General features: G+C 59.0%; 25 protein-coding genes. 12 read left to right on the top strand and 13 right to left on the bottom strand.

Annotated features, from left to right (window positions below):
- From ABLX76_RS03760 to syd, 5 genes are all read right to left on the bottom strand, one after another.
- Positions 1–1353, bottom strand: a complete 1353-nt coding sequence (locus ABLX76_RS03760; protein WP_044524535.1) for an MFS transporter — start codon at positions 1351–1353, stop codon at positions 1–3.
- Positions 1354–1823: 470 nt separating this feature from the next.
- Positions 1824–2267 (bottom strand): flavodoxin, encoded by a 444-nt coding sequence (locus ABLX76_RS03755; protein ID WP_004205560.1) that lies wholly within the window; start codon positions 2265–2267, stop codon positions 1824–1826.
- 4 nt (positions 2268–2271) lie between these two features.
- The gene (truC, locus tag ABLX76_RS03750; RefSeq protein ID WP_101992535.1) at positions 2272–3066 is read right to left on the bottom strand and encodes a tRNA pseudouridine(65) synthase TruC; all 795 of its coding nucleotides are present in this window, start codon (positions 3064–3066) and stop codon (positions 2272–2274) included.
- Positions 3066–3395: a YqcC family protein gene (locus ABLX76_RS03745; RefSeq protein ID WP_044524539.1), complete on the bottom strand. Its 330-nt coding sequence runs from the start codon at positions 3393–3395 to the stop codon at positions 3066–3068. The genes truC and ABLX76_RS03745 overlap by 1 nt, the downstream gene beginning before the upstream one ends.
- Positions 3396–4027: 632 nt before the next feature.
- Entirely contained in the window at positions 4028–4573 is a 546-nt protein-coding gene (gene syd, locus ABLX76_RS03740; RefSeq protein ID WP_023290838.1) for a SecY-interacting protein, read from the bottom strand.
- A gap of 68 nt (positions 4574–4641) precedes the next feature.
- Between syd and queF the strand changes: the two genes are divergently transcribed.
- The 5 genes from queF (at position 4642) to xni (ending at position 11095) form a co-directional block, all read left to right on the top strand.
- On the top strand, positions 4642–5487 hold the full coding sequence (queF, locus tag ABLX76_RS03735; protein WP_023290839.1) for an NADPH-dependent 7-cyano-7-deazaguanine reductase QueF: 846 nt from the start codon (positions 4642–4644) through the stop codon (positions 5485–5487).
- 111 nt (positions 5488–5598) lie between these two features.
- Positions 5599–6966 carry a nucleotide 5'-monophosphate nucleosidase PpnN gene (gene ppnN / locus ABLX76_RS03730; RefSeq protein ID WP_023290840.1) on the top strand — a complete coding sequence of 456 codons (1368 nt, stop codon included), beginning with the start codon at positions 5599–5601 and terminating at the stop codon, positions 6964–6966.
- A 500-nt stretch (positions 6967–7466) separates the two neighbouring features.
- On the top strand, positions 7467–8756 hold the full coding sequence (locus ABLX76_RS03725) for an HAAAP family serine/threonine permease (protein WP_004205549.1): 1290 nt from the start codon (positions 7467–7469) through the stop codon (positions 8754–8756).
- A 65-nt stretch (positions 8757–8821) separates the two neighbouring features.
- Complete coding sequence (locus tag ABLX76_RS03720; RefSeq protein ID WP_023290842.1) at positions 8822–10189, top strand: L-serine ammonia-lyase; 1368 nt, start codon at positions 8822–8824, stop codon at positions 10187–10189.
- Between the two features lie 150 nt (positions 10190–10339).
- Entirely contained in the window at positions 10340–11095 is a 756-nt protein-coding gene (gene xni / locus ABLX76_RS03715; RefSeq protein WP_348874007.1) for a flap endonuclease Xni, read from the top strand.
- Between the two features lie 47 nt (positions 11096–11142).
- Here the strand turns inward: xni and fucO are convergent, their stop codons facing one another.
- On the bottom strand, positions 11143–12291 hold the full coding sequence (gene fucO / locus ABLX76_RS03710; RefSeq protein WP_261902075.1) for a lactaldehyde reductase: 1149 nt from the start codon (positions 12289–12291) through the stop codon (positions 11143–11145).
- Positions 12292–12318: 27 nt separating this feature from the next.
- Positions 12319–12966 carry an L-fuculose-phosphate aldolase gene (fucA, locus tag ABLX76_RS03705; protein ID WP_023290855.1) on the bottom strand — a complete coding sequence of 216 codons (648 nt, stop codon included), beginning with the start codon at positions 12964–12966 and terminating at the stop codon, positions 12319–12321.
- Positions 12967–13532: 566 nt separating this feature from the next.
- Between fucA and fucP the strand changes: the two genes are divergently transcribed.
- The 5 genes from fucP to fucR all read left to right on the top strand — a co-directional run bounded on the left by fucP (position 13533) and on the right by fucR (position 19369).
- Positions 13533–14843 carry an L-fucose:H+ symporter permease gene (gene fucP, locus ABLX76_RS03700; protein ID WP_023290856.1) on the top strand — a complete coding sequence of 437 codons (1311 nt, stop codon included), beginning with the start codon at positions 13533–13535 and terminating at the stop codon, positions 14841–14843.
- 32 nt (positions 14844–14875) lie between these two features.
- Positions 14876–16651, top strand: a complete 1776-nt coding sequence (gene fucI, locus ABLX76_RS03695) for an L-fucose isomerase (RefSeq protein ID WP_023290857.1) — start codon at positions 14876–14878, stop codon at positions 16649–16651.
- Between the two features lie 106 nt (positions 16652–16757).
- The gene (gene fucK / locus ABLX76_RS03690; RefSeq protein ID WP_180265191.1) at positions 16758–18176 is read left to right on the top strand and encodes an L-fuculokinase; all 1419 of its coding nucleotides are present in this window, start codon (positions 16758–16760) and stop codon (positions 18174–18176) included.
- Position 18177: 1 nt separating this feature from the next.
- The gene (gene fucU / locus ABLX76_RS03685) at positions 18178–18600 is read left to right on the top strand and encodes an L-fucose mutarotase (RefSeq protein ID WP_017899197.1); all 423 of its coding nucleotides are present in this window, start codon (positions 18178–18180) and stop codon (positions 18598–18600) included.
- A 58-nt stretch (positions 18601–18658) separates the two neighbouring features.
- Positions 18659–19369 carry an L-fucose operon activator gene (gene fucR, locus ABLX76_RS03680; protein WP_023290860.1) on the top strand — a complete coding sequence of 237 codons (711 nt, stop codon included), beginning with the start codon at positions 18659–18661 and terminating at the stop codon, positions 19367–19369.
- Between the two features lie 54 nt (positions 19370–19423).
- Here fucR and rlmM read toward each other — a convergent pair whose 3' ends face one another.
- The 4 genes from rlmM to ABLX76_RS03660 all read right to left on the bottom strand — a co-directional run bounded on the left by rlmM (position 19424) and on the right by ABLX76_RS03660 (position 22425).
- On the bottom strand, positions 19424–20524 hold the full coding sequence (gene rlmM / locus ABLX76_RS03675) for a 23S rRNA (cytidine(2498)-2'-O)-methyltransferase RlmM (protein WP_023290861.1): 1101 nt from the start codon (positions 20522–20524) through the stop codon (positions 19424–19426).
- Complete coding sequence (locus ABLX76_RS03670; protein ID WP_002915543.1) at positions 20517–20912, bottom strand: DUF423 domain-containing protein; 396 nt, start codon at positions 20910–20912, stop codon at positions 20517–20519. Before ABLX76_RS03670 ends, rlmM begins: the two co-directional genes overlap by 8 nt.
- Positions 20913–20931: 19 nt before the next feature.
- Positions 20932–21849: a glycine cleavage system transcriptional regulator GcvA gene (gcvA, locus tag ABLX76_RS03665; protein ID WP_002915545.1), complete on the bottom strand. Its 918-nt coding sequence runs from the start codon at positions 21847–21849 to the stop codon at positions 20932–20934.
- Between the two features lie 351 nt (positions 21850–22200).
- Positions 22201–22425 carry a YgdI/YgdR family lipoprotein gene (locus ABLX76_RS03660; protein WP_002915549.1) on the bottom strand — a complete coding sequence of 75 codons (225 nt, stop codon included), beginning with the start codon at positions 22423–22425 and terminating at the stop codon, positions 22201–22203.
- A 197-nt stretch (positions 22426–22622) separates the two neighbouring features.
- Here ABLX76_RS03660 and csdA point away from each other — a divergent pair, with 197 nt between their 5' ends.
- Both csdA and csdE read left to right on the top strand, forming a co-directional pair.
- The gene (csdA, locus tag ABLX76_RS03655; protein WP_023290862.1) at positions 22623–23828 is read left to right on the top strand and encodes a cysteine desulfurase CsdA; all 1206 of its coding nucleotides are present in this window, start codon (positions 22623–22625) and stop codon (positions 23826–23828) included.
- Positions 23828–24265, top strand: a complete 438-nt coding sequence (csdE, locus tag ABLX76_RS03650) for a cysteine desulfurase sulfur acceptor subunit CsdE (RefSeq protein WP_065882031.1) — start codon at positions 23828–23830, stop codon at positions 24263–24265. The genes csdA and csdE overlap by 1 nt, the downstream gene beginning before the upstream one ends.
- 131 nt (positions 24266–24396) lie before the next feature.
- Here csdE and tcdA read toward each other — a convergent pair whose 3' ends face one another.
- Both tcdA and mltA read right to left on the bottom strand, forming a co-directional pair.
- Positions 24397–25206, bottom strand: coding sequence for a tRNA cyclic N6-threonylcarbamoyladenosine(37) synthase TcdA (gene tcdA / locus ABLX76_RS03645; protein ID WP_049013567.1), 810 nt, complete (start codon positions 25204–25206; stop codon positions 24397–24399).
- Positions 25207–25311: 105 nt separating this feature from the next.
- Positions 25312–26409: a murein transglycosylase A gene (gene mltA / locus ABLX76_RS03640; protein ID WP_008806279.1), complete on the bottom strand. Its 1098-nt coding sequence runs from the start codon at positions 26407–26409 to the stop codon at positions 25312–25314.
- Positions 26410–26604: the final 195 nt, after the last annotated feature.

Raw genomic sequence — 26604 nt, 5'->3', positions numbered from 1 at the left:
TTAACGCCCCACCACAGGTTTCAGTTCGATGCGTTTGATGTCGCCCACCAGCACCAGATAGCTCAGCACCGCCACCAGGGCATGGATACCTACGTAAACCAGCGCCCCGTTGAACGAGCCGGTGGTGCCGACGATATAGCCGATAGCGATCGGGGTGACGATACCGGAGATATTGCCAAACATGTTGAACAGGCCGCCGGAAAGACCGCTAATCTCTTTCGGCGCGGTATCCGCCATCACCGCCCATCCAAGCGCGCCGATCCCTTTGCCGAAGAAGGCCATCGCCATAAAGCCAATCACCATCCACTCCACGTTGACATAGTTACACATCAGCATGGTCATGGAGAGCAGCATCCCCAGCACAATCGGCGTTTTGCGGGCAATGTTCAGCGAGCCGGTGCGGCGCATTAACCAGTCAGAGATCACCCCGCCCAGCACCCCGCCGACGAAGCCGCACACCGCCGGAATGGAGGCGACAAACCCTGCTTTAAGGATCGACATGCCGCGCGCCTGCACCAGGTAAACCGGGAACCAGGTGATAAAGAAGTAGGTCAGGGCGTTAATGCAGTACTGACCGATATAGATGCCGATCATCATCCGCGATCCGATCAGCTGCTTGATCTGGCCCATTTTGACGCTGAACGGCACCTTCTGCGCGCTGCTCTTTTGATCCATGTTGATCAGGGCGCCGCCTTCGGCGATATATTCCAGTTCCTTCTTGTTTACCCCCGGATGGTTGTTCGGATCGTGGATCACTTTCAGCCAGACAAAGCTAATCACAATCCCCAGGCCGCCCATAAAGAAGAAGACGTGCGACCAGCCCACCTCATGCGTCAGCCAGCCCATGATCGGCGCGAAGATAACGGTGGCAAAGTACTGGGCGGAGTTAAAGATCGCCACCGCCGTGCCGCGCTCCTGCGCCGGGAACCAGGCGGCCACGATACGGCTGTTACCCGGGAATGACGGCGATTCGGCCAGGCCAACGAGGAAGCGCAGGGTAAACAGCGCGACGATAATGCCAAAGCCGCTGAAGATGTCGACGAAGCCCTGCAGCAGGGTAAACATCGACCAGATGAAAATCGACCAGAAATAGACGCGCTTCGAACCGAAGCGGTCGAGCAGCCAGCCGCCCGGGATCTGGCCGATGACATAAGCCCATGAGAACGCGGAGAAGACATACCCCATTCCCACCGGATCAAGGCCGATATCTTTGGCCATTTCCGAACCGGCGATCGACAGCGTCGCCCGGTCGCCATAGTTAAAAGAGGTGACGATAAACAGCATCACCACTATCCAGTAGCGGGCGTTGGTGCGCTTTTCAGCCGCCGTCGCCGCCTGACTTAATGAACTCATTGTTGTACTCCTGAATCATAGCGTTTAGCTACGTTCATTCTGAACAGCACAACCTGTAGGGTAATCAGAATGACGTGGTCGTGTTTTGATAGTTGTCGTTATATCTGGCACTGCATTTATCACTGGCTGGAGCAGTATATGAAGAGGCACACCGCGGCTCACCGTGCATCTACACAGCTTTTACGCCGCTATTGCAGGTGGTTTATGGCGTATGCCTGAAAGAATGGGGGGAAGTTCACGGAAATGAAAAACCAGCGCCGCGGGTGGTCAAAAGCGCAGCAATAAGAGCCGGAGTGTGAAATACCTCTCTTGACCCGGTGAAACCGGCTGGCTTAACCCATGATATTGCTAAGGATATTGTGCATTTGCCTGAAGGCGTGCCGCCCGGAAAGGGATACACTTTTGCTGTCCGCGTATCTGGCCGCGACATCTTGAAAGGGCGCCCTCTGCGTAGGGAGAGGGCAGCGCTTTTATTCCAGCAGGGTAGCCCACTGCTCAACCCATGGATTAGAGACGCTCTCCGGCTCCGGATCTTCGCTGGCGTCAATCTTCAGCATCTCGCCGATGCGCTTCGCGCCCTGCTCCTGCAGCAGTTGATCGAACTTCAGGCCTCCGCCGCAAAAGTTGGCGTAGGTGCTGTCGCCCAGCGCGATAATGCCGTAGCGCAGGTGAGGCTGATACATATCTTTGATGCCCTCATACAGCGGGACGATGCTGTCCGGCAGATCGCCCTGCCCGGTGGTGGAGGTGACCACCAGCACATACTTACCCGTGTAGGATTCCCAGTCGTTGACCTGCGGATCCTCATACACGGTAGCCTTGTGTCCCAGTCCGCTGAGGATCGCTTCCGCTTCTTCCGCGACCAGCAGCGAGTTGCCGTACATGGTGCCGACAAAAATTCCGACTTCCGCCATGCTATTATCTCCCTGGATTGACCTTATTCTCTTCATCCTGACCGCAGTCGTCGGCAAACTCAACCCTTTCATTTAGCGGGAGAAGCCCGCGCCAGCCAAACTGCGACAGCGCACGCATCCAGACGTCGTCAAAACCGGCGCGCAGGGTCAGCGGCTCACCGGAAAAGGGATGGATTAACGACAGTTCGCTGGCGTGCAACATCAGGCGGTGACAGCCGAAATGCTCCGCGGCGCTGCGGTTTTGCCGCAGATCGCCGTGCTTGCTGTCGCCGAGGATCGGATGACGCAGGTGGGCCAGATGGCGGCGCAGCTGGTGCTTGCGGCCGGTTTTCGGCTCCAGTTCCACCAGCCCGTAGCGGGTGGTGGGATAACGCCCGGTCGCCACCGGCATCTCCACCGTCGCCAGACCACGGTAATGGGTCACCGCCGGCTGCGGCCCTTTGTCTTCGCGGGCGAACTTATCGGCGATTTTATCCAGCTCTTCCACCAGCGGATAATCGAGCAGCGCCTCTTCCATCAGCCAGCCGCGGACGATCGCATGGTAGCGCTTCTGGATCTGATGCTGCTCGAACTGCTGCGCCAGCAGGCGACCCGCTTCGCTTGACAGCCCCATGAGCAGGACGCCGGAGGTGGGCCGGTCGAGGCGATGGGCGGTAAAAACGTGCTGGCCGATCTGGTCGCGCACGGTCTGCATCACCACCACTTTCTCATCGCGATCGAGCCAGCTGCGATGCACCAGCCAGCCCGACGGTTTGTTGACCGCCACCAGCCATTCGTCCTGGTAGATTATCTCCAGCATCAGGCCTGCTCACCGGCAAACAGCGCGTCCAGCAGCAGCAGCTCCGCCAGCATGGATTCGCGAACCGGGTGGGCTTGATCCAGCGCCATTTCGTAATACGGCGCAACGGCGAAATTTTGCGGCAGCGGCTGGCCGCTCTCCAGCAGCTGATGCATACGCGGGATCAGGACCCACTGCAGCCACTCCAGCGGCTCCAGAGTATCCAGGCAAAACGGCTTATCGCTGGCGAAGGCGCTGCTGTCCGGCGCCGTCTCCTGCCAGTGCTCTGTTTCGCGCAGCAGGGCTTCAATGGCGCGCAGGCGATCGCGCACGCTATCGTCAAGAGTCATGGGGGAAACCTCGATGAGTTAAAAACCGGGCGCAGGATAGCAAATCCGCAGGAGAAATAAAAAAAGGGAGCACTGTATAAACAGTGCTCCCGGTTCGTTTTGCAGCATTCCCGCTACATTGGTGCTCCCTGCTCGTCCTTGAAAACTTTTCCTGAGGTCTCCTGACCATGTTCATCCATAAACTCGTGCATCCTGCTTTCACACCACCCCGATGCGAAATGACTTATCCTTAAGTTTGTCCCGATCTTCCAGATCCACCGTTCATCCTGAGCGGCTCTCATTCTCCATCCTGGAGGTGTCCATTACGCGATCCTGCGTTATCCTTGCTTCATCCTGAAGCCTGTCCTTGCAACGCCATCCTGGCGGGTCCTGCAGAAGCGCCATCATCCTGATGTTCGCTTCATTTCGCGACTTCCTGTCGACAGACATAGGATCACTGATTCTGCCTCTTCTTACAACCCTTCTTGAGACAATCTCTTAAGATTAGTCCCCACTCAAAAGGACGAAAAAATAAAAATCCAATTTAATACCAATAAGTTAACAAAAAAAGATTGGATTAAATTTGCCTTAAATGATGATGATCTCTTACAGGTTTTGTAAGAGATCTCTCACAAATGACCAGGCAGACTGGATTACAGAACCGGCTCAAGCTGGTTGAGGAAACCCGCAAGCGAGGGGGAAAGGGTGATGCGTTTGGCGGTGCCGAGGGTCTCTTTGACGACTTCACCGCTGAGATTACAGACGGAAATGACATCCAGTTCACTCTCGAGGGTGGCGATAAACAGCGTCGGCGCCAGCTTCAGCCGCTTCTGCACCACCAGATGCCCGATGAGGTTTTCCTGCACCCGCTGGAAATCCTCTTCACTCCAGGTCTGCAGCAGCGTTAGCGTTTCGCCGGCAAACCGGCCGGTCATATCGCCGGCAAACTGAGTGGTATAATAAGAATGAAGCGGCTGTTGTACCACAATATCCAGGGCGCGTTCAACCGCGCTGATATTTTGCGCCAGCGAAAACGGCTGCGGCTGCCAGAACACGGCCTCACCCTGGGTGTCGACGACGCAAGGCGACGGGACGCCATAAAGCTCTTCACTGCGCGGCAGGCTGTGGCGCTGCTGCTGCCAGGCGGCGCAATAACGTTGGGTAAAAGCATGCAGCGCTTCTGCGGTCTGATGGTCCACCGGTTTCTCTCTTCACGTTAGACAGGATACACTGGGGTCATAGTGTACCCGCTTTACTATGGTGAAACATGTCTTCTTACGATAATCATCAGGCGCTGGCCGGCCTGACGCTCGGTAAATCAACCGATTACCGCGATACCTATGACGCCTCGCTGCTGCAGGGCGTTCCGCGCAGCCTTAACCGCGACCCGCTTGGCCTGCATGCCGACAACCTGCCGTTTCACGGCGCCGATATCTGGACGCTTTACGAACTCTCCTGGCTGAACGGCAAAGGCCTGCCGCAGGTGGCCGTCGGCCACGTCGAACTGCCCGACACCAGCGTCAATCTGGTGGAGTCAAAAAGCTTTAAGCTTTATCTCAACAGCTTTAACCAGACGCGTTTCGCCAGCTGGCAGGAGGTTGAAGAGACGCTGACCCGCGATCTGAGCGCCTGCGCCCAGGGCGAGGTCAAGGTCTCGCTGTATCGGCTGGATGAACTGGAAGGCCAGCCGATTGCTCACCTCCACGGCGCCTGCATCGACGATCAGGATATCGAGATCGATAACTATCAGTTCAGCGCCGACTACCTGCAGGGCGCCGCCAGCGGCAAAATCGTGGAAGAGACGCTGGTCAGCCATCTACTGAAGTCCAACTGCCTGATCACCCACCAGCCGGACTGGGGCTCGGTGCAGATCCAGTATCGTGGGGCGAAAATCGACCGCGAGCAGCTCCTGCGCTATCTGGTCTCGTTCCGCCACCATAACGAATTCCATGAGCAGTGCGTCGAGCGCATCTTTAACGATATTCTCCGTTTCTGCCAGCCGGAATCGCTTTCCGTTTACGCCCGCTATACGCGACGCGGCGGTCTGGATATCAACCCCTGGCGCAGCAACGGCGACTTTTCCCCTGCCACCGGCCGCCTCGCCCGACAATAATAAACATTTTCACAATTTGCGTGCGTTTAGACGCGCGCAAGGTTGTGGAAACGCCGCTCGCAGGGCTATTGTAATCACAGGAAGACCATAAGCGTCCTGTAAGGAGTTCACTTGATTACACATGTTAGCCCGCTTGGTTCAATGGATATGCTGTCGCAGCTGGAAGTGGATATGCTTAAGCGCACCGCCAGCAGCGATCTGTATCAACTCTTTCGCAACTGCTCGCTTGCTGTGCTCAACTCGGGGAGCCTGACCGATAACAGCAAGGAGCTTCTGTCGCGTTTTGAAAATTTCGATATTAACGTGCTGCGTCGCGAACGCGGCGTGAAGCTGGAACTGATCAACCCGCCGGAAGAGGCCTTCGTTGACGGGCGCATTATTCGTTCCCTGCAGGCCAACCTGTTCGCCGTACTGCGCGATATCCTGTTCGTGTACGGCCAGATCCACAATACCGTTCGCTTCCCGAACCTCGATCTCGAAAGTTCGGTCCATATCACCAACCTGGTGTTCTCGATCCTGCGCAACGCCCGCGCGCTGCACGTCGGCGAAGCGCCGAACATGATCGTCTGTTGGGGCGGCCACTCGATCAACGAAAACGAATATCTCTACGCCCGCCGCGTCGGTACGCAGCTGGGACTGCGGGAACTGAATATCTGCACCGGCTGCGGGCCTGGCGCGATGGAAGCGCCGATGAAAGGCGCCGCCGTCGGCCACGCGCAGCAGCGCTACAAAGACAGCCGCTTTATCGGCATGACCGAACCGTCCATTATCGCCGCAGAACCGCCAAACCCGCTGGTCAATGAACTGATCATCATGCCGGACATCGAAAAGCGTCTGGAGGCCTTCGTGCGCATCGCCCACGGGATCATCATCTTCCCGGGCGGCGTCGGCACCGCCGAAGAACTGCTCTACCTGCTGGGTATTCTGATGCATCCGGATAACAAAGCGCAGGTGCTGCCGCTGATCCTCACCGGACCGAAAGAGAGCGCTGACTACTTCCGCGTGCTGGACGAATTTATCACCCATACCCTGGGCGAATCCGCCCGTCGCCACTACCGGATCATCATCGACGATCCGGCGGAAGTGGCGCGGCAGATGAAAAAAGCGATGCCGCTGGTGAAAGAGAGCCGTCGCGAGACCGACGACGCCTACAGCTTCAACTGGTCGATTCGTATCTCGCCGGACCTGCAGATGCCGTTTGATCCAACCCATGAAAATATGGCCAACCTCAAACTCTCCCCGGACCAGCCGGTGGAAGTGCTGGCCGCCGACCTGCGCCGCGCCTTCTCCGGCATTGTCGCGGGTAACGTCAAAGAGGTGGGCATCCAGGCCATCGAGCAGTACGGTCCTTATAAGCTGCACGGCGACCCGGAGATGATGCGCCGCATGGACGATCTGCTGCAGGGCTTCGTCGCCCAGCACCGCATGAAGCTCCCGGGCGGCACCGCCTATATTCCCTGCTACGAAATCATCGCCTGATTTCCGTCCCGCCGGGGCAGCGCCTGTTGCCCCGGCGGGCACGCTTTCTCTGAATTCCAAAACGCGCTAAAAAACTTTCTGTTACTCATCAAACAGCTAAATTATTTTTACATAGCCAATCGTTTGCGTTGGTAAAAACTGCGACAATTATCACTGCAAAAAATGGTTTTAAGCGCAAAAACGTCGACCACTTCTCTTTTTTACAGTAAATCCCTCGTTATTACGCCGCCCCGCTTTTATCTCATATGCTGCAAATGGTAGCCTGCGCGCCACAAATCGCTGGCTGATCACCAGAAACAGGCTGTTGGACTAAAAATACGCACATTGAAAGTGGATTATTGCATTTGAGATCGCGATCACTGATGCATAAACCATATAAATGTATCTTTCCGGCCCAATTATTACGGAGAAAATTTCTAAAAAAACCGTAATTAAACGAATTTCGTGTTACGCAATTGTATTTGTTCATTAGATTTTGTTGATTCCTCCAGGAGATACAGATGGAAACCACTCAAACCAGCACCATCGTTTCGGGCGAAACCCGCAGCGGATGGCGTAAAACCGACACCATGTGGATGCTGGGCCTGTACGGTACAGCGATCGGCGCGGGCGTCTTGTTCCTGCCGATCAACGCCGGCGTCGGCGGCATGATCCCCCTGATTATCATGGCGATTCTGGCCTTCCCGATGACCTTCTTCGCCCACCGCGGTATGACCCGCTTCGTGCTCTCCGGCAAAAACCCGGGCGAAGACATTACTGAAGTGGTTGAAGAACACTTCGGCGTAGGCGCAGGTAAGCTGATTACCCTGCTCTACTTCTTCGCTATCTACCCAATCCTGTTGGTCTACAGCGTGGCGATCACCAATACCGTCGAAAGCTTCATGGCGCACCAGCTGCACATGACGCCGCCGCCGCGCGCGATTCTGTCGCTGATCCTGATCGTCGGCATGATGACCATCGTGCGTTTCGGTGAGCAGATGATTGTAAAAGCGATGAGCGTGCTGGTGTTCCCGTTCGTTATCGCCCTGATGGTGTTGGCGCTGTACCTGATCCCGCAGTGGAACGGCGCGGCGCTGGAGACCCTCTCCCTGAGCGGCGCCTCCGTCACCGGCAACGGCCTGCTGATGACCCTGTGGCTGGCGATCCCGGTCATGGTCTTCTCTTTCAACCACTCGCCGATCATCTCCTCCTTCGCGGTTGCCAAGCGTGAAGAGTACGGCGAAGGCGCCGAGAAAAAATGCTCCAGCATCCTGGCTCGCGCCCACATCATGATGGTGCTGACCGTGATGTTCTTCGTCTTCAGCTGCGTCCTGAGCCTCTCTCCGGCAGACCTGGCGGCGGCGAAAGAGCAGAACATCTCGATTCTGTCTTACCTGGCGAACCACTTTAACGCGCCAATCATTGCCTGGATGGCGCCGATCATCGCGATGATCGCCATCACCAAATCCTTCCTCGGCCACTACCTGGGCGCCCGCGAAGGCTTTAATGGCATGGTGATTAAGTCCCTGCGCGGTAAAGGCAAATCGATCGAAATCAACAAACTGAACAAGCTGACCGCGCTGTTCATGCTGGTGACCACCTGGATTGTCGCGACGCTGAACCCGAGCATCCTCGGCATGATCGAGACCCTGGGCGGCCCGATTATCGCGATGATCCTGTTCCTGATGCCGATGTACGCGATTCAGAAAGTGCCGGCGATGCGTAAATACAGCGGCCACGTCAGCAACGTCTTCGTGGTGATTATGGGTCTGATTGCCATCTCCGCGATCTTCTACTCGCTGTTCAGCTAATTCAGTCAACACCTCCCCCCGCGCCGCTGAACGGTGGCGCGCTTTCCGACAGCACGGGAATACATATGATCAGCGTATTCGATATCTTTAAAATCGGCATTGGCCCTTCCAGCTCCCATACCGTTGGACCGATGAAAGCGGGCAAACAATTCACTGACGACCTGATCGCGCGCGGCCTGCTGGCCGAGGTGAGCAAAGTGGTCGTCGACGTCTACGGCTCCCTCTCCCTGACCGGTAAAGGCCACCATACCGATATCGCGATTATCATGGGGCTTGCCGGCAACCTGCCGGACACCGTCGACATCGACGCTATCCCTGGCTTTATTCAGGACGTTAACACCCATGGTCGCCTGATGCTGGCCAACGGCCAGCACGAAGTGGACTTCCCGGTCGATCAGTGCATGAATTTCCATGCCGACAACCTGTCGCTGCATGAGAACGGCATGCGCATCACCGCCCTGGCCGGCGACCAGGCGCTCTACAGCCAGACGTACTACTCCATCGGCGGCGGCTTTATCGTCGATGAAGCGCACTTCGGTCAGACTACCGACGCGCCGGTGGCCGTCCCTTATCCTTATAAAAACGCCGCCGACTTGCAGCGTCACTGCCGCGAAACCGGGCTGTCGCTCTCCGGCCTGATGATGCAGAACGAACTGGCGCTGCACAGTAAAGAGGCGCTGGAGCAACACTTCGCCGCGGTGTGGGAAGTGATGAGCGCCGGTATTGAGCGCGGCATCACCACCGAAGGCGTCCTGCCGGGCAAACTGCGCGTTCCGCGCCGGGCTGCCGCGCTGCGCCGCATGCTGGTGAGCCAGGACACCACCAACAGCGACCCGATGGCGGTGGTCGACTGGATCAATATGTTCGCCCTCGCGGTGAACGAAGAGAACGCCGCCGGCGGCCGGGTGGTGACGGCGCCGACCAACGGCGCCTGCGGTATCGTGCCGGCAGTGCTGGCCTATTACGACAAGTTTATCCGCAAGGTGAACAGCAACTCCCTGGCGCGCTATATGCTGGTGGCCAGCGCGATTGGTTCGCTCTATAAGATGAACGCCTCGATCTCCGGCGCCGAAGTGGGCTGCCAGGGTGAAGTGGGCGTCGCCTGCTCGATGGCGGCGGCCGGTCTGGCTGAACTGCTGGGCGGCAGCCCGGGCCAGGTGTGCATCGCGGCAGAGATCGCCATGGAGCATAACCTCGGTCTGACCTGCGACCCTGTCGCCGGCCAGGTGCAGGTGCCGTGCATCGAACGCAACGCTATCGCCGCCGTGAAAGCGGTCAACGCCGCGCGAATGGCGCTGCGCCGGACCAGCGAGCCGCGCGTCTGCCTCGATAAAGTCATTGAGACCATGTACGAAACCGGCAAAGACATGAACGCCAAGTACCGGGAAACCTCTCGCGGGGGGCTGGCGATGAAGATTGTCGCCTGCGATTAACCTGCTGGCCCGCCGCGCGTCGCCGCGGCGGGCCTGCTTTTGACCGGAATCCTGCCTGATTTGCGAGTGTGATTCCCGATCCTCGCTCTACCAATGGCCTCGAATCACCACCGATGTTACCCTAAAGGCGCTGAGAATAAGGGGGTATCTGTGGCTGTTCATCTGTTAATCGTCGACGCGTTAAATCTGATCCGCCGCATCCACGCGGTACAGGGCTCGCCCTGCGTCGATACCTGCCTGCATGCGCTGGAGCAGCTGATCGTCCATAGTCAGCCCACCCACGCGGTGGCGGTGTTTGATGATGAGGATCGCGCCCACGGCTGGCGCCACCAGCGCCTGCCGGAGTACAAAGCCGGCCGCGCGCCGATGCCGGAGACCCTGGTCGCCGAGATGCCGGCGCTGCGGGCCGCCTTCGAGCAGCGGGGGATCCGCTGCTGGGCCTCGCCGGGCAGCGAAGCGGACGACCTCGCCGCCACCCTGGCGGTGAAGGTGGCCCAGGCGGGCCATCAGGCCACCATTGTCTCCACTGACAAAGGCTACTGCCAGCTGCTGTCGCCCACCATCCGCATCCGCGACTACTTTCAGAAGCGCTGGCTGGACGCCCCCTTCATCGCCAGCGAGTTCGGCGTCACCCCGGAGCAGCTGGCGGATTACTGGGGGCTGGCGGGGATCAGCAGCTCGAAGGTGCCGGGCGTTGCGGGCATTGGCCCCAAAAGCGCCTCCCAGCTGCTGAACGAGTTCCAGGACCTGGAGGGGCTGTATGCCCGCCTGGCCGAGGTCCCGGAAAAGTGGCGCAAAAAGCTGGCAACGCATCAGGAAATGGCCTTCACCTGCCGGGAAGTCGCCCGCCTGCAGACCGACCTACAGCTGGACGGCAATCTGCAGCAGCTGCGGCTGACGCGCTGACCCTACCCGAGCGCGGCGGCACTGCCTGCTTCGGCCGGGCCGGCCCCTCACCAGGCCGCCTGATATAACCCGACGATATCGGCCAGGCTCGCCTCGCGCGGGTTGCCGCCGGTACACACATCCGCCAGCGCCGCCTGGGCCAGCGCCGGAATATCCTCTTTCCTGACGCCCACCTCGCGCAGATGGCCGGGAATACCGACATCGCGGTTGAGCTGGCAGACCGCCTCCACCGCCGCCAGGCGCGCGGCGGTCAGGCTTAACGCTTCCACTTTGACGCCCATCGCCCTGGCGATATCGCGATATTTGTCCCCGGTCGCCTCAGCATTAAAGCGCATCACGTGCGGCAGCAGGATGGCATTCGCCACACCGTGCGGCGTGTTGTAAAAAGCGCCGAGCGGATGCGCCATGCCGTGCACCAGGCCAAGCCCGACGTTGGAAAATCCCATCCCCGCCACATACTGGCCGAGCGCCATGGCTTCCCCCGCTCCGGCGTCTCCGGCAACCGAGCCGCGCAGCGCGCCGGCGATGATCTCGATGGCTTTGAGGTGCAGCGCATCGGTCAAAGCCCAGGCGCCGCGGGTGAGGAACCCTTCGATAGCGTGCGTCAGGGCGTCGACGCCGGTGGCCGCCTTCAGCGCCGGCGGCATGGCGTCCATCATATCGGCATCGATAAAGGCCACCTGCGGAATATCGTGCGGGTCGACGCAGACAAACTTACGCCGCTGTTCTTCATCGGTGATGACATAGTTAATCGTCACCTCCGCCGCGGTACCCGCGGTGGTCGGCACCGCGAAGATCGGCACGCTGGGCTGACGGGTGGGCGACAGCCCCTCCAGGCTGCGGACATCGGCGAACGCCGGGTTACGCTGAATAATACCGATCGCCTTACAGGTATCCTGAGGCGAACCGCCGCCGATGGCGATCAGGTAATCCGCCCCGCTGCGCTGAAAGGCCTGCAGCCCCTGCTGGACCACGGCGATGGTGGGATTGGGGATCACATCGCTGAACATGTCCCATGCCAGCCCGGCGGCGTCCAGTTTGTCAGTGACTTTTGCCGCCACGCCGCACTGCGCGAGGGTACTGTCGGTCACGATCAATGCCTTGCGATAACCGCGCCGCATCACTTCATCGGTTAATGCGTTTATCGCCCCCCGGCCAAACCACGCCGTTTCGTTGAGGATCATTCGGTTTGCCATCGCGTCTCTCCTGTTAGCGTTGCGGCATCACTCTTCAATGCGTAATCCGTAGGTTTTGAACTTCTCCAGCACGATGGCGATCGCCTCGTCATCCAGCACCGGTACCGGGTCGGTAATCGCCAGCGTGCTGAGATAAAGCTGGGCCAGGACTTCCACTTCATGCGCCAGCCAGAGCGCTTTCTCCAGGCTGGCCTCGCAGGCGATCAGGCCATGATGCTGCAGCAGCGTGGCTTTGCGGTGCTTCAGCGCCACCGCGACATGCTCAGACAGTTCGCGGGTGCCAAAGGTGGCATAGGGCGCGCAGGGGATCGAATTCCCGCCCGCCGCGGCGATCATATAGTGGATGGCCGGAATGGGCCGGTTGAGGATCGACACCGCCGTACAATGCACAGCGTGATTGTGGACCACCGCCTGGGCATCGGGCCGCGTCTGGTAGGCCGCCTGATGGAAACGCCATTCGCTGGAGGGCAGTTTTCCCTGCTCATGCTGGCCGTCGGCATCAATAAAGACGATCTTCTCTTCCGTCAGTTTTTCATACGGGATGCCGGTGGGCGTGATCAGCATCCCCCCCTGATAGCGCACGCTGACATTGCCGGCGGTCCCCTGATTTAACCCCAGGCGGGTCATTTCCAGGCAGGTATCGATAATCTGCCGGGCCAGTCTGTTTCTTTCCATTGCTTTCCTCTTTTGGCGACTCATCATCCGTCAACGGCAGGGCAACGCAATTATTGTTGGCTACCGTGGGATAGGTTGAATAATGATCTCCATCTTCAGCCTGAATAATCACAGGGGAATTTTCATCGCCATATTTTGTGAACCACGTCAATTATTCCGCCCTAAAAAAAGGGATCAGACTGGTTAATCGACCATTTAAAATGCCCGTTCTTAAAAATATTCCATCAAGCGGGCATTTTATTTTCCTGTAACATTTGCCCGTTTTCCACGATATATATTCAATCGGTCATTAGCGTTGTGGTTTTGTGAATTTATTTCCTCAAACGGTCAGCGATTTTGAAAAATTAAAGTGACAATTATCACATAAAATGGTCCGCAGAGCGCTAAGTGTGACCCTCATCATATTAACAGGCGGTTTTTATTTGAAAATGAAGCCATGAGTTCCGCCGTGACTTTCATTTCACTCACCGGCGCGTCACCTGAGCTCACTTAATTTTGCGGTCTGCTGCAGCACCAGACTGCGCCCTGAATGCTGTTGTAACTGCTTCTGAACTGATGAGGACGCTATGGGAAACACAACGATACCAACGCAAAGTTACCGCGCCATGGAGAGCGGGCAGAGTAAGAGCTATATTATTCCTTTTGCTCTGCTGTGCTCCCTCTTTTTTCTGTGGGCCGTGGCCAATAATCTTAATGATATTTTATTACCGCAATTTCAACAGGCCTTTACGCTGACTAACTTTCAGGCCGGATTAATCCAGTCAGCTTTTTATTTTGGCTATTTTGTTATTCCCATCCCCGCCGGGATGCTGATGAAAAAATTCAGCTATAAAGCAGGCATTCTTACTGGTCTGTTTTTATATGCCTGCGGCGCCGCGCTGTTCTGGCCTGCCGCCGAAGTGATGAATTACACCCTATTTCTGATTGGATTATTTATTATCGCCGCCGGGCTTGGCTGTCTGGAAACTGCGGCCAACCCGTTTGTCACCGTTCTCGGTCCGGAAAGCGGCGGTCACTTCCGTCTTAATCTGGCCCAGACCTTTAACTCATTTGGCGCCATTATCGCCGTGGTATTTGGTCAGAGCCTTATTTTGTCCAACGTGCCGCATCAGCCGCAGGAGGTGCTGGATAGCATGACCCCAGAACAGCTCGGCGCCTGGAAGCACAGCCTGGTCCTGTCGGTACAAACCCCCTATATGATTATCGTGGCCATCGTGCTGCTGGTCGCCCTGCTGATCGTCTGCACCCGCTTCCCGTCGCTGCAAAGCGATGACCACAGCGACAGCGCGCAGAGCACTTTTCTCGCCTCGCTGTCGCGCCTGATGCGCATCCGCCACTGGCGCTGGGCGGTACTGGCCCAGTTCTGCTATGTCGGCGCGCAGACCGCCTGCTGGAGCTATCTGATTCGCTACGCTGTCGAAGAGATCCCGGGCATGACGGCCGGTTTCGCCGCCAACTACCTCACCGGCACCATGGTCTGTTTCTTCATTGGCCGTTTCACCGGCACCTGGCTTATCCGCCGCTTCGCGCCGCATAACGTACTGGCTGTCTATGCGCTTATCGCCATGCTGCTCTGTTTGCTCTCCGCCTTCAGCGGCGGCCACGTCGGCCTGCTGGCCCTGACCCTGTGCAGCGCCTTTATGTCCATTCAGTACCCGACCATCTTCTCGTTGGGGATTAAGCAGCTGGGCCAGGACACCAAATATGGCTCGTCCTTTATCGTCATGACCATCATCGGCGGCGGGATCGTCACCCCGGTGATGGGCTTTGTCAGCGATGCCGCCGGCAATATCCCGACCGCTGAGCTGGTCCCGGCGCTGTGCTTCGCCATCATCTTTATTTTTGCCCGTTTCCGCTCGCAAGCGGCGACGAACTAAACCTGTTATCCGCATAACCTGAGGGATCTGTAATGAAAAAAATCAGCTTACCGAAGATCGGTATCCGCCCGGTAATCGATGGTCGTCGCATGGGGGTCCGCGAATCGCTGGAAGCGCAAACCATGAACATGGCGAAAGCCACCGCCGCGCTTATCAGCGAGAAGCTGCGCCATGCCTGCGGCGCCCGGGTGGAGTGCGTGATCGCCGATACCTGCATCGCCGGCATGGCCGAGTCGGCCGCCTGTGAAGAGAAATTCAGCAGCCAGAACGTTGGCGTCACCATCACCGTCACCCCCTGCTGGTGCTACGGCAGTGAAACCATCGACATGGATCCGCTGCGCCCGAAGGCCATCTGGGGCTTTAACGGCACCGAACGTCCGGGGGCGGTCTATCTGGCCGCCGCGCTGGCGGCCCACAGCCAGAAAGGGATCCCGGCGTTCTCCATCTACGGGCATGACGTGCAGGATGCCGATGACACCTCCATCCCGGCGGACGTCGAAGAAAAACTGTTGCGCTTCGCTCGCGCCGGCCTGGCCGTCGCCAGTATGAAAGGGAAAAGCTATCTGTCGCTGGGCGGCGTCTCAATGGGCATCGCCGGCTCCATCGTCGACCACAACTTCTTTGAATCCTGGCTCGGGATGAAGGTTCAGGCAGTCGACATGACGGAGCTGCGCCGGCGAATCGATCAGAAAATCTATGATGAAACCGAGCTGGAGATGGCGCTGGCGTGGGCGGATAAACATTTCCGCTACGGCGAAGATCAGAACGCCGAGCAGTATAAGCGCAATGAAACGCAGAGCCGCGCGGTGCTGAAAGAGAGCCTGCTGATGGCGATGTGCATCCGCGATATGATGCAGGGCAACGCGAAGCTCGCGGAAAAAGGGCTGGTGGAGGAGTCGCTGGGCTACAACGCCATCGCCGCCGGTTTCCAGGGCCAGCGCCACTGGACCGATCAATATCCCAATGGCGATACCGCCGAAGCGCTGCTCAACAGCTCTTTTGACTGGAACGGCGTGCGCGAGCCGTTCGTCGTCGCCACCGAAAACGACAGCCTCAACGGCGTGGCCATGCTGATGGGCCACCAGCTCACCGGCACCGCCCAGGTGTTTGCCGACGTGCGCACCTACTGGTCGCCGGACGCCGTTGAGCGCGTCACCGGGCAGCCGCTCACCGGCCGGGCGGAGCACGGCATTATTCACCTGATTAACTCCGGCTCCGCGGCGCTGGACGGCTCCTGCCAGCAGCGCGACGCGCAGGGCAACCCGACGATGAAACCTCACTGGGAGATTGAACAGAACGAGGCGGATGCCTGCCTCGCGGCCACCGAATGGTGCCCGGCTATCCATGAATACTTCCGCGGCGGCGGCTTCTCTTCCCGCTTCCTGACCGAAGGCGGCGTGCCGTTCACCATGACCCGGGTGAACATCATCAAAGGTCTGGGACCGGTGCTGCAAATTGCCGAAGGCTGGAGCGTGGCGCTGCCCAAAGCGATGCACGACCAGCTCGACGCCCGCACCAACTCCACCTGGCCCACCACCTGGTTTGCCCCGCGCCTCACCGGCAAGGGCCCGTTCAGCGATGTGTACTCGGTCATGGCCAACTGGGGCGCCAACCACGGCGTGCTGACCATCGGCCATGTCGGCGCGGATTTCATTACCCTCGCCGCCATGCTGCGCATTCCGGTCTGCATGCACAACGTGGAAGCGGCGAAAATCTACCGCCCCTCCGCCTGGGCCGCGCACGGCATGGACATCGAAGGCCAGGACTATCGCGCCTGCCAGAACTACGGGCCGCTGTATAAGCGTTAACTGGTGGGTTTAGCCGGTGGCGCAGGCTTACCGGGCCTACAGACGCGCGCTGTTTGTAGGCCGGATAAGCGCCGCGCCATTCGGCAATGTTGTTTCGGGAGTCACTATGAAGCAAGACGTTATCCTGGTCCTCGACTGCGGCGCCACGAACGTGCGGGCGATGGCCGTTGACCGACAGGGGAACATTGTCGCCCGCGCCGCCACGGCAAACGCCAGCGACATCGCCGCCGAGCGCAGCGACTGGCACCAGTGGTCGCTGGAGGCCATTATGCAGCGCTTTGCCGATTGCTGTCGGCAGATCCACGACCCGCTGGCCTCCTGCACGGTGCGCGGCATCGCCGTTACAACCTTTGGCGTCGATGGCGCGCTGGTGGATGAGCAGGGTGCGCTGCTGTATCCGATCATCAGCTGGAAATGCCCGCGCACCGCGGCGGTGATGGACACCATCAGCCGGTATATGCCCGCACGCCAGCTGCAGCAAATCGCCGGCGTCGGCGCCTTTGCGTTCAATACCCTGTATAAGCTGATCTGGCTGAAAGAGAACCACCCGCAGCTGCTGGCGCAGGCCCATGCCTGGCTGTTCATTTCGTCGCTGATCAACCATCGGCTGACCGGGGAGTTCACCACCGACCTCACCATGGCGGGCACCAGCCAGATGCTCGATCTCCGGCAGCGCGATTTCAGCGCGCCGATCCTGCAGGCAACCGGCCTGCCGCGCCGCCTGTTCCCACGGCTGGTTGAAGCGGGCCAGCCGATCGGCGCCCTGCTGCCGGAGGCCGCTGCGCTGTTGGGCCTTCCCGTCGGGATCCCGGTTATCTCGGCCGGGCACGACACCCAGTTCGCCCTGTTTGGCGCCGGCGCCGGGCAGGATGAGCCGGTGCTCTCCTCCGGGACCTGGGAGATCCTGATGGTGCGCAGCGCGCAGGTCGACACCTCGCTGCTCGGCGACTACAGCGGCTCCACCTGCGAACTGGACAGCCAGCCGGGACGCTATAACCCGGGGATGCAGTGGCTGGCCTCCGGCGTGCTCGAATGGGTGCGTAAGCTGCTGTGGAGCGCCGACACGCCGTGGCAAACTCTGATTGACGAAGCCCAGGCGATCCCGCCCGGCGCTCAGGGCGTCAGGATGCAGTGCGACCTGCTCGCCAGCCAGCACGCCGGCTGGCAGGGCGTCACGCTCAACACCACCCGCGGCCATTTTTACCGTGCCGCGCTGGAGGGGTTAAGCGACCAGTTAGCGCAGCATCTGCAAACCCTGGAAAACATCGGCCGCTTCCGGGCGAAAGAGCTGCTGCTGGTCGGCGGCGGCAGCCGCAACGCGCTGTGGAACCAGATCAAGGCCGACCGGCTGGGAATACCGATCAAAGTGCTCGACGATGCCGAAACCACGGTGGCCGGCGCGGCGATGTTTGGCTGGTATGGCGTGGGCGAGTTCTCTTCGCCGGAGCAGGCCAGAGCGCAGGTCGCGTACCGCTACCGCTATTTTTGGCCGCAAACTGAACCTGAATTCACAGAGGAAGCCTGAGATGCTCAAAACCATTTCCCCGCTGATATCGCCGGAACTGCTGAAAGTGCTGGCCGAAATGGGCCATGGGGATGAAATTATTTTTTCCGATGCCCACTTCCCGGCGCACAGCATGGGTCCGCAGGTGATCCGGGCCGACGGCCTGCGGGTCAGCGACCTGCTGCAGGCGATTATCCCGCTGTTCGAGTTAGACAGCTACGCGCCGCCGCTGGTGATGATGGCCGCCGTCGAAGGCGATGCCCTCGACCCGACGGTGGAACAGCGCTATCGGCAGGCGCTCTCGGCGCAGGCCCCCTGCCCGGACATCGTGCGGATTGACCGCTTCGCCTTCTACGACCGGGCGCAAAAAGCCTTTGCGATCGTTATCACAGGAGAGTGCGCTAAGTACGGAAATATCCTTTTAAAAAAAGGAGTCACGCCGTAATCTCATGCCGGAGCGTCTGCCTGATGCAGACGCTCAATCAATGATGGGGTGAGAATAAATGAAAGCGGCCCGCCAGCAGGCGATCGTCGATCTCCTGATCAACCACAGCAGCCTGACCACCGAAACGTTGTCAAAACAGCTCAACGTCAGCAGGGAAACCATTCGCCGCGATCTCAGCGAGCTGCAGGCGCAGGGCAAAGTGCTGCGCAACCACGGCCGGGCCAAAGTGATCCACCAGCGCAGCCAGGACAGCGGCGACCCTTTCCACATGCGCCTGAAAAGCCATTACGCGCATAAAGCCGACATCGCCCGCGAAGCGCTGGCCTGGATTGACGAAGGCATGGTCATCGCCCTCGATGCCAGCTCCACCTGCTGGTACCTCGCCCGCCAGCTGCCGGACCGCCCGCTGCACGTTTTTACCAACAGCCAGCCCATCTGCCAGGAGCTGGCCAAACGCGACCAGATCGCCCTCACCTGCTCCGGCGGCACCCTGCAGCGGAAATATGGCTGCTACGTTAACCCGGCGCTGATTTCCCAGCTGAAATCGCTGGAGATCGATCTGTTTATTTTTTCCTGCGAAGGCATCGACCCGCAGGGCGCGCTGTGGGACTCCAATGCGTTCAATGCCGACTTCAAATCGATCCTGCTTAAGCGGGCGGCGCAGTCGCTGCTGCTGATCGATAAAAGTAAGTTCAACCGTTCCGGCGAGGCAAGAATTGGTCATCTGGATGACGTGACGCATATTGTGTCGGATGCGCCGCAGCCTTAAGCATGCGGCGAAGGCCGGAGGACAAGCACGCGTCTCCGGCCTGAGGGTGAGAGATTAACGCTCGTCGCGACGTCCGCCGACGGCGGCCCACAGGCGACGCACGTGAACGGTCACCTCTTCACGATCGTGATACAGCTGACGCGCCTGGATCTGGGCATTAATGCCGTGCTCGTCCAGTTGGGCCTGAATATAGGCCAGGTTCTGCGACACCTCTTCGTAGCGCTTTTTCATCGGCAGTTTGAGGTTGAAGATGGTCTCCCGGCACCAGCCGTTGACCAGCCACTGCGCCATCAGCGCCGCCACTTTCGCCGGCTTCTCCACCATATCGCAGACCATCCACGAGATGTTGTTGCGGTTCGGACGATAGCGGAAACCGTCTTCGCGCAGCCAGGTCACCTGGCCGGTATCCATCAGGCTCTGGGCCATCGGACCGTTATCGACCGAAGAGACCCACATGTTGCGCTTCACCAGCTGATAGGTCCAGCCGCCCGGGCAGGCGCCAAGGTCGACGGCATACATGCCGTTCGCCAGGCGCTCGTCCCACTCGTCCGCCGGAATAAAGACGTGGAACGCCTCTTCCAGCTTAAGGGTGGAGCGGCTCGGGGCGTCGGACGGAAACTTCAGCCGCGGAATGCCCATATAGAACGGCGAGTTGTTGTTGCTGTACGAGTAGCCGGTATAGCAGCAGCCCGGGGCGATAAAGAACACATGCACCACCGGACGCTTCGGCGTTTCATAGCGGGTCAGGACGCCCGCTTCGCGCAGCGCCGCGCGCAGCGGCACGGTAAACTTGCGGCAGAACTTCATCAGCTCTTTGCTTTCGTTAGTGTCCGCCACCTCGACGCGCAGATCGCCGCCCTTCTCCACCACGCCCTGCAGCATGCCGACGATCGGCGTGATGCGATCCTCCGGCGGCAGGTCGCGCAGCAGTTCGCCGACCACAAACATCTGGCGGGCGAAGATCAGCGAGCTGAACGGCAGATCGCGCACCAGCTTCTCGCCATCATCCTGCTGATAGCCTTCAAAAATCACATAGCCAGAGTCTTCTTTGACCCGGGCAAAACCAAACACCTCAAGGCGGGCGGCCTTATCGGTAATTTCTGCTGCGCACTCTTTCTCAAACCCAGGGCGACAATAGAGGACAACCTTATTCATGAACAACGCCCTTACGTTTCAGACGAATTGCACCAATTAACATTAAAACCCAGCCGGCGAGGAAGCTCACGCCGCCCACCGGGGTCACGAACGCCCACAGGCGTAAATGAGAGAGCGCCAGGCAGTAGAGGCTGCCGCTGAACAGCACGGTCCCTAACGCCAGAAACACGCTGCTCCAGTAGAACCAGATACTGATCCGACGCTGCATCGCCACCGCCAGACCAAAAATCGCCAGGGTATGGAAGGCCTGATACTCCAGGCCGGTATGGATCCAGGCCATCTCCGCCGCGCCGAGCGATTGACTTAAGACATGCGCGCCGAAGGCACCCAGAGCCACAAAGATAAAGCCGCTAATCGCGGCGAATATCAGCATAAAACGGCTGGTCATGTTGTTACCCTACAAGTAATTATTGTTCATAACGAAAGCGGAATTTTTCTTGTTCACTTGCCGCTTTCGCCAGAATCCACTGCCGGAAAGCGGCTATTTTACCCAGTTCTGCCTGACTGTCATGGCAAACAAGGTAAAACGCATTCTTACTGACCAGAACATCATTAAACGGACACACCAGGCGACCGGCCTCAATTTCGGACTGCGCCATGACGTTATTGGCCAGCGCCACGCCCTGCCCATGAATGGCCGCCTGCAGCACCATCGCGCTGTGGCTGAAAATCGGCCCCTGCTGCACATTAATATGGCTTAGACCCAGCTGGCGGGTATAAGTTTGCCAGTCGCGGCGGGACGCATCGTGAAGCAGCGTATGTTGCGCCAGATCGGCAGGCGTTTTCAATGCCTTGTCGCCGGTGAGCAGCAGCGGGGAACAGACCGGCAGCAGATACTCGGCGTACAGTTTTTCCACACGCAGGCCCGGCCAGTTGCCGCGACCGTAAAAAATTGCCACGTCGACATCGTCCGCCAGCTTATCCTCCTGACGGTCCACCGCCTGGATCCTGACGTCGATTCCCGGATAAGCTGAGTTAAAGCTTGTGAGTCTCGGCACCAGCCACTGGATGGCGAAACTTGGCAATAAACTGACCGTTAAGGCCCCTTTGGCGCTGCGCGCCTGCAGTTTACGCGTCGCTTCCGTCAGTTGCGAAAAAATCTCTTTAATATCCTGAAAATAGCTTTGCCCTTCTTCCGTTAACAGCAGCGAACGATTGCGCCGACGGAACAGCTTAAGGCCCAGAAAATCCTCGAGAGACTTGATTTGGTGGCTGACTGCGGCCTGCGTCACAAAAAGCTCATCGGCTGCCCGAGTGAAGCTGAGATGGCGTGCGGCTGCATCAAAAACACGTAATGCATTCAGAGGAGGTAATCGCTTCGACATGGTTATTCTGGCTTAGATGTTAACTCAATTTAACAAATAGGAAACAACGGTTAACCTATTAGTTTTTTTTATCTGAGCCATTATAAATTGTCCGTTGAGGTTCTACCAGCAAATACCTATAGTGGCGGCACTTCCTGAGCCGGAACGAGAAGCTTTTTTTGGAATGCGTGTTCCATCAAGCTTTTGGCTTACGGTTGTGATGTTGTGTTGTTGTGTTTGCAATTGGTCTGTCTTTGCAGACCCTGGTAGCAAGGCTACCCCTTTTCACTTCCTGTACATTTACCCTGTCTGTCCATAGTGATTTAATGTAGCACCGCAACGCGCGGTGCTTTTTTTTGCCTTTTTACTGCCTTACTCGTCCAGCTCACCCAGCTGTTTCACGTCAGAGCGATTGATCTGCTGTTTGTTGCCCCACGCGTCCTTATACGAGATCATGCCAGTATCATTATCGGTTTGCGGTTTCCCGTCGGTGACGATGGTCCGCCCATCATTGGTATGCATCACATAGTTAGAGGAACAGGCGCTCAGGCCCAGAGTCAGCATACAGGCAGAGATAATCGCAGCGGCCTTAGTCATTTTCATTTTTCTCTCCTTACGGCTATTTATACTATTCGTGACTCGTTAAGTAATAGGTTAAAACACAAACCCAACACTTTTCAGCATAACCCTCTTTGCCCCATATGGAGTCACATTCGGACAATTCCACAGGACGCAGAGGCCTTGTCACGCCCGGCAAATTGCGCGACGATCGCGGTATTGATACGAGGAATTCCATGAACGCATTCAACCCTGCGCACTTTCGCGCGCAGTTTCCGGCTCTGGCCGACGCCGGCGTCTATCTCGACAGCGCGGCGACGGCGCTCAAACCGCTGGCGGTGATCGACGCCAGCGACCAGTTTTATCGCCTGAGCGCCGGCAACGTCCACCGCAGTCAATTCGCCGCCGCCCAGCGGCTGACCGAGCGCTATGAGGCGGCCCGCGAGCGCGTGGCGGCGTGGCTGAACGCCCCCTCCGGCAAAGATATCGTCTGGACGCGGGGGACCACGGAGGCCATCAATATGGTGGCGCAGAGCTACGTCCGGCCGCGCCTGCAGCCTGGCGATGAAATTATCGTCAGCGAAGCCGAGCATCATGCCAACCTCGTGCCCTGGCTGATGGTGGCCGGGCAGACCGGCGCCAGAGTGGTCAAGCTGCCGCTTGGCGCCGACCGGCTGCCGGATATCGCCAGCCTCGGCGCGCTCATCACCCCGCGCAGCCGGGTGCTGGCCATCGGGCAGATGTCCAACGTCACCGGCGGCTGCCCGGACCTGGCGCAGGCCATCCGCCTTGCTCACGCCGCCGGAATGGTGGTGATGGTCGATGGCGCACAGGGGGCGGTGCATTTCCCCGCGGACGTGCAGGCGCTGGATATCGATTTTTACGCCTTTTCCGGTCATAAGCTGTATGGCCCGACCGGGATCGGCGCCCTGTACGGTAAAAGCGAACTGCTGGCGGCAATGTCGCCCTGGCTCGGCGGCGGGAAGATGATCGCCGAGGTCAGCTTTGACGGCTTTACGCCGCAGCCGGCGCCCTATGGCCTTGAGGCCGGTACGCCCAATGTCGCCGGGGTGATTGGCCTGAGCGCCGCGCTGGAGTGGCTGGCGCAGAGCGATATCGGCCAGGCGGAAAACTGGAGCCGCAGTCTGGCGAGCCTGGCGGAAGAGGCGCTGGCGAAACGGCCGGGCTTCCGCTCTTTCCGCTGCCAGCAATCAAGCCTGCTCGCCTTTGAGTTCGACGGTATTCATCACAGCGATCTGGTGACGCTGCTGGCGGAGTCCGGCATTGCCCTGCGCGCCGGGCAACACTGCGCCCAGCCGCTGCTGGCGGCCTTAGGGGTCAGCGGCACGCTGCGGGCCTCTTTCGCCCCCTACAATACCCAAGACGATGTTGCGGCGCTGGTCCACGCGGTGGATCGCGCTCTGGAAATTCTGGTGGATTAATGACAACTCTGCATCCCTTCGGCACGACCATTACCGACGCCACGCTGCGCCAGACCTTTGCCCCGCTGAACCAGTGGGAGGATAAATATCGGCAGCTGATTTTATTGGGCAAAAAGCTGCCGACGCTGACCGATGAGCGCAAAGCGCAGGCCCGGGAGATTGCCGGGTGTGAAAACCGCGTCTGGCTGGGCTATGAGGAGGATGCCGAAGGCAGGCTGCACTTCTTTGGCGACAGCGAAGGACGGATTGTGCGCGGCATGCTGGCGGTGCTGTTGACCGCCATTGAAGGCAAAAGCGCCGCTGATCTGCTGGCGCATGATCCGCTGGCGCTATTTGATGCGCTGGGGCTGCGCGGCCAGCTGAGCGCCTCGCGCAGCCAGGGGCTCAGCGCCCTGAGCGAAGCGGTGCTCGCCGCCGCCCGCGAGGTTGAGGTTTAAGCTCATCCCGGGGGCGGCGCTTGACGCGCCTTGCCCGGGCTACGGGTTCGTGCGGTTTTGTCGCCCGGACAGGTGCCTCCGGGGAATTGTCTTGTAGCCCGGGTAAGGCGCCTGCGCCGCGACCCGGGAATTTACGCCGTCTGCCGCTCCGCCTTCGCCAGCATTTTCTTCAGCGCATGGGATACCGCGACAAAGCCAAAGGTCGCGGTCACCATCGTCGCCGCGCCAAACCCGGATGCGCAGTCCATCCGCTTCGGCCCTTCCGCCGTGCTCTTCATCGCGCAGACGCTGCCGTCCGCCTGCGGGTAGACCAGCGCTTCGGTAGAGAAGACACAGTCCACGCCGAGCTTGCCTTTGCTGTTTTTCACCACCCCAAACTGGCTTTTCAGCCGCTCGCGCAGTTTGGCCGCCAGCGGATCCTGAATGGTTTTCGCCAGATCGGCGACCTGGATTTGCGTCGGATCGATTTGTCCGCCCGCGCCGCCGGTGGTGACCAGCGGCACCTTATGGCGACGACAGTAAGCGATTAACGCCGCTTTCGGCCGGACGCTGTCGATGGCGTCGATGACGTAGCTGAAGCCGGCGCCCAGGTATTCCGCCACGTTTTCCGGGGTCACGAAATCATCCACTACCGTCACCCGACACTCCGGGTTGATCAGGCGAATACGCTCCGCCATCACTTCGGCTTTCGCCAGCCCGACATTGCCGCTGAGGGCGTGGATCTGGCGGTTGGTATTGGTGACGCAGACATCGTCCATATCGATAAGGGTGATCGCCCCGATGCCGGTTCGCGCCAGCGCTTCCGCCGCCCACGAGCCGACCCCGCCGATGCCGACCACGCAGACGTGGGCGTCGGCAAAACATTGCAGCGCTTTTTCACCATATAAACGTGCCGTACCGCCAAAACGCTGGCGCCAGGCATCGCTGATTACAACAGACATATAACCTCAGAATTAGTGGACATTCCCGGGTCGCGGCGCAAGCGCCTTACCCGGGCTACCGTAGCCCCGGTAAGCGCAGCGCGACCGGGGAAAAGAACGTGAGTACTAGCCGCTAAAGACGTTGCCCGCGCCCGGGGCGTTTTTCAGCACCCATACGCGGCCGTAGTGGTTATACCAGCCGGCACGATGCCCGGCATCCGGGCCAATGCCCTGGTAAATATCGAAATGCTGGCCTTTGATGGCCCCGCCGACATCGAGGGCGACCATCAGTCGCAGTTCGTATTGGCCGTTAAACTTGCCGTTATTATCCAGCAGAGGCACCTCGGCCAGCAAGGTGGTTCCCGGCGGAATAATCGACCGGTCGGAGGCCACCGAGGCGCGGCCAATCAGCGGCACGGCGCTGGCCCCTTTCACCGGAGCGAAAGACTGCGGTTTAAAGAACACGAACGACGGGTTCTGCTCCAGCAGCTCACGCACTTCCGCTTCGCTGTGCTTTTCACCCCACTCGCGGATCGCCTGCATCGACATATCTTCTTTCTTCACTTCCCCGCGGTCGATCAGCACTTTGCCGATGCTGCGATAGGGCCAGCCGTTTTTCCCGGCATAGCTAAAGAAGTTGAGCGGCGAACCATCGCCAAAGTCGATATAACCGCTGCCCTGCACGTCCATGATGAAGTTATCCATCAGCGAGTTGCTGTACGCCAGCACATAGTTATCGCTCAGCGCGCCGGCATAAATGCTGGCGCGGGACGGCAGCTTGCCGCGCTTCGGCGGCATCCGGTAAATGGGGTACTGGAATTCGCCCTGGCGGGTGTGGCGCGCCTGCACCACCGGCGTGTAGTAGCCGGTAAACTGGACGTTGCCATAGTTGTCGGTGCCCTGCATCTGCCAGGCGTCGATGCCAAACTGGCGCAGCGTACGGGTGTCGCCGCCGGCACGCAGCCACTCCTGCAGCGCGTTATAGACGTTGCTTTGGCTGTTATAGAGGCGCGGCGAAGCGTTACGAATTTGATTAACCTGCTCGGAGAAGTCGCCGGCATTGATCGGCGCCCCGACGGCATCCGGCTGGTTTACCAGTGAAAACGGCTGGGTGAACTTGCCATCGCTATATTGCTGACCGCGGTCGGTCGGTTTTGAGGAACAGGCGGCGAGCATGGCCAGCATTGCCCCCGTCGCTACATATTTTGCCCAACGTCCTTTCATGGTGTCTCATCTTTTGCTGCGAAGCCTTAGTGCGTGTTGAAGATAACAAAGCGCCGGGGCTATTGAAATGCGCGATCTCATCGATGGCACAGATTTGTGTAAAAAAACACCACAACATGGCGTTTTATAAGCCAATTCTTACAAAAATGTCGATTTGGTCGAAAAAAGGTTGCATCATCTCGCTAGCGGAGTATA

The sequence above is a fragment of the Klebsiella sp. JB_Kp004 genome (genome assembly GCF_040065795.1).
Lineage (GTDB): Bacteria > Pseudomonadota > Gammaproteobacteria > Enterobacterales > Enterobacteriaceae > Klebsiella > Klebsiella quasipneumoniae.
Note: the sequence above shows the minus strand (reverse complement) of the source record. Positions and strands in the feature narration are given on the sequence as shown.

Bases quoted from the DNA above. Each gene is read 5' to 3' on its own strand.
- ABLX76_RS03760 (WP_044524535.1), bottom strand. From the start codon at position 1,353: ATGAGTTCATTAAGTCAGGCGGCGACGGCGGCTGAAAAGCGCACCAAC.
- ABLX76_RS03755 (WP_004205560.1), bottom strand. From the start codon at position 2,267: ATGGCGGAAGTCGGAATTTTTGTCGGCACCATGTACGGCAACTCGCTG.
- truC (WP_101992535.1), bottom strand. From the start codon at position 3,066: ATGCTGGAGATAATCTACCAGGACGAATGGCTGGTGGCGGTCAACAAA.
- ABLX76_RS03745 (WP_044524539.1), bottom strand. From the start codon at position 3,395: ATGACTCTTGACGATAGCGTGCGCGATCGCCTGCGCGCCATTGAAGCC.
- queF (WP_023290839.1), top strand. From the start codon at position 4,642: ATGTCTTCTTACGATAATCATCAGGCGCTGGCCGGCCTGACGCTCGGT.
- ABLX76_RS03725 (WP_004205549.1), top strand. From the start codon at position 7,467: ATGGAAACCACTCAAACCAGCACCATCGTTTCGGGCGAAACCCGCAGC.
- ABLX76_RS03720 (WP_023290842.1), top strand. From the start codon at position 8,822: ATGATCAGCGTATTCGATATCTTTAAAATCGGCATTGGCCCTTCCAGC.
- fucO (WP_261902075.1), bottom strand. From the start codon at position 12,291: ATGGCAAACCGAATGATCCTCAACGAAACGGCGTGGTTTGGCCGGGGG.
- fucA (WP_023290855.1), bottom strand. From the start codon at position 12,966: ATGGAAAGAAACAGACTGGCCCGGCAGATTATCGATACCTGCCTGGAA.
- fucP (WP_023290856.1), top strand. From the start codon at position 13,533: ATGGGAAACACAACGATACCAACGCAAAGTTACCGCGCCATGGAGAGC.
- fucI (WP_023290857.1), top strand. From the start codon at position 14,876: ATGAAAAAAATCAGCTTACCGAAGATCGGTATCCGCCCGGTAATCGAT.
- fucK (WP_180265191.1), top strand. From the start codon at position 16,758: ATGAAGCAAGACGTTATCCTGGTCCTCGACTGCGGCGCCACGAACGTG.
- fucU (WP_017899197.1), top strand. From the start codon at position 18,178: ATGCTCAAAACCATTTCCCCGCTGATATCGCCGGAACTGCTGAAAGTG.
- fucR (WP_023290860.1), top strand. From the start codon at position 18,659: ATGAAAGCGGCCCGCCAGCAGGCGATCGTCGATCTCCTGATCAACCAC.
- rlmM (WP_023290861.1), bottom strand. From the start codon at position 20,524: ATGAATAAGGTTGTCCTCTATTGTCGCCCTGGGTTTGAGAAAGAGTGC.
- ABLX76_RS03670 (WP_002915543.1), bottom strand. From the start codon at position 20,912: ATGACCAGCCGTTTTATGCTGATATTCGCCGCGATTAGCGGCTTTATC.
- gcvA (WP_002915545.1), bottom strand. From the start codon at position 21,849: ATGTCGAAGCGATTACCTCCTCTGAATGCATTACGTGTTTTTGATGCA.
- ABLX76_RS03660 (WP_002915549.1), bottom strand. From the start codon at position 22,425: ATGACTAAGGCCGCTGCGATTATCTCTGCCTGTATGCTGACTCTGGGC.
- csdA (WP_023290862.1), top strand. From the start codon at position 22,623: ATGAACGCATTCAACCCTGCGCACTTTCGCGCGCAGTTTCCGGCTCTG.
- csdE (WP_065882031.1), top strand. From the start codon at position 23,828: ATGACAACTCTGCATCCCTTCGGCACGACCATTACCGACGCCACGCTG.
- tcdA (WP_049013567.1), bottom strand. From the start codon at position 25,206: ATGTCTGTTGTAATCAGCGATGCCTGGCGCCAGCGTTTTGGCGGTACG.
- mltA (WP_008806279.1), bottom strand. From the start codon at position 26,409: ATGAAAGGACGTTGGGCAAAATATGTAGCGACGGGGGCAATGCTGGCC.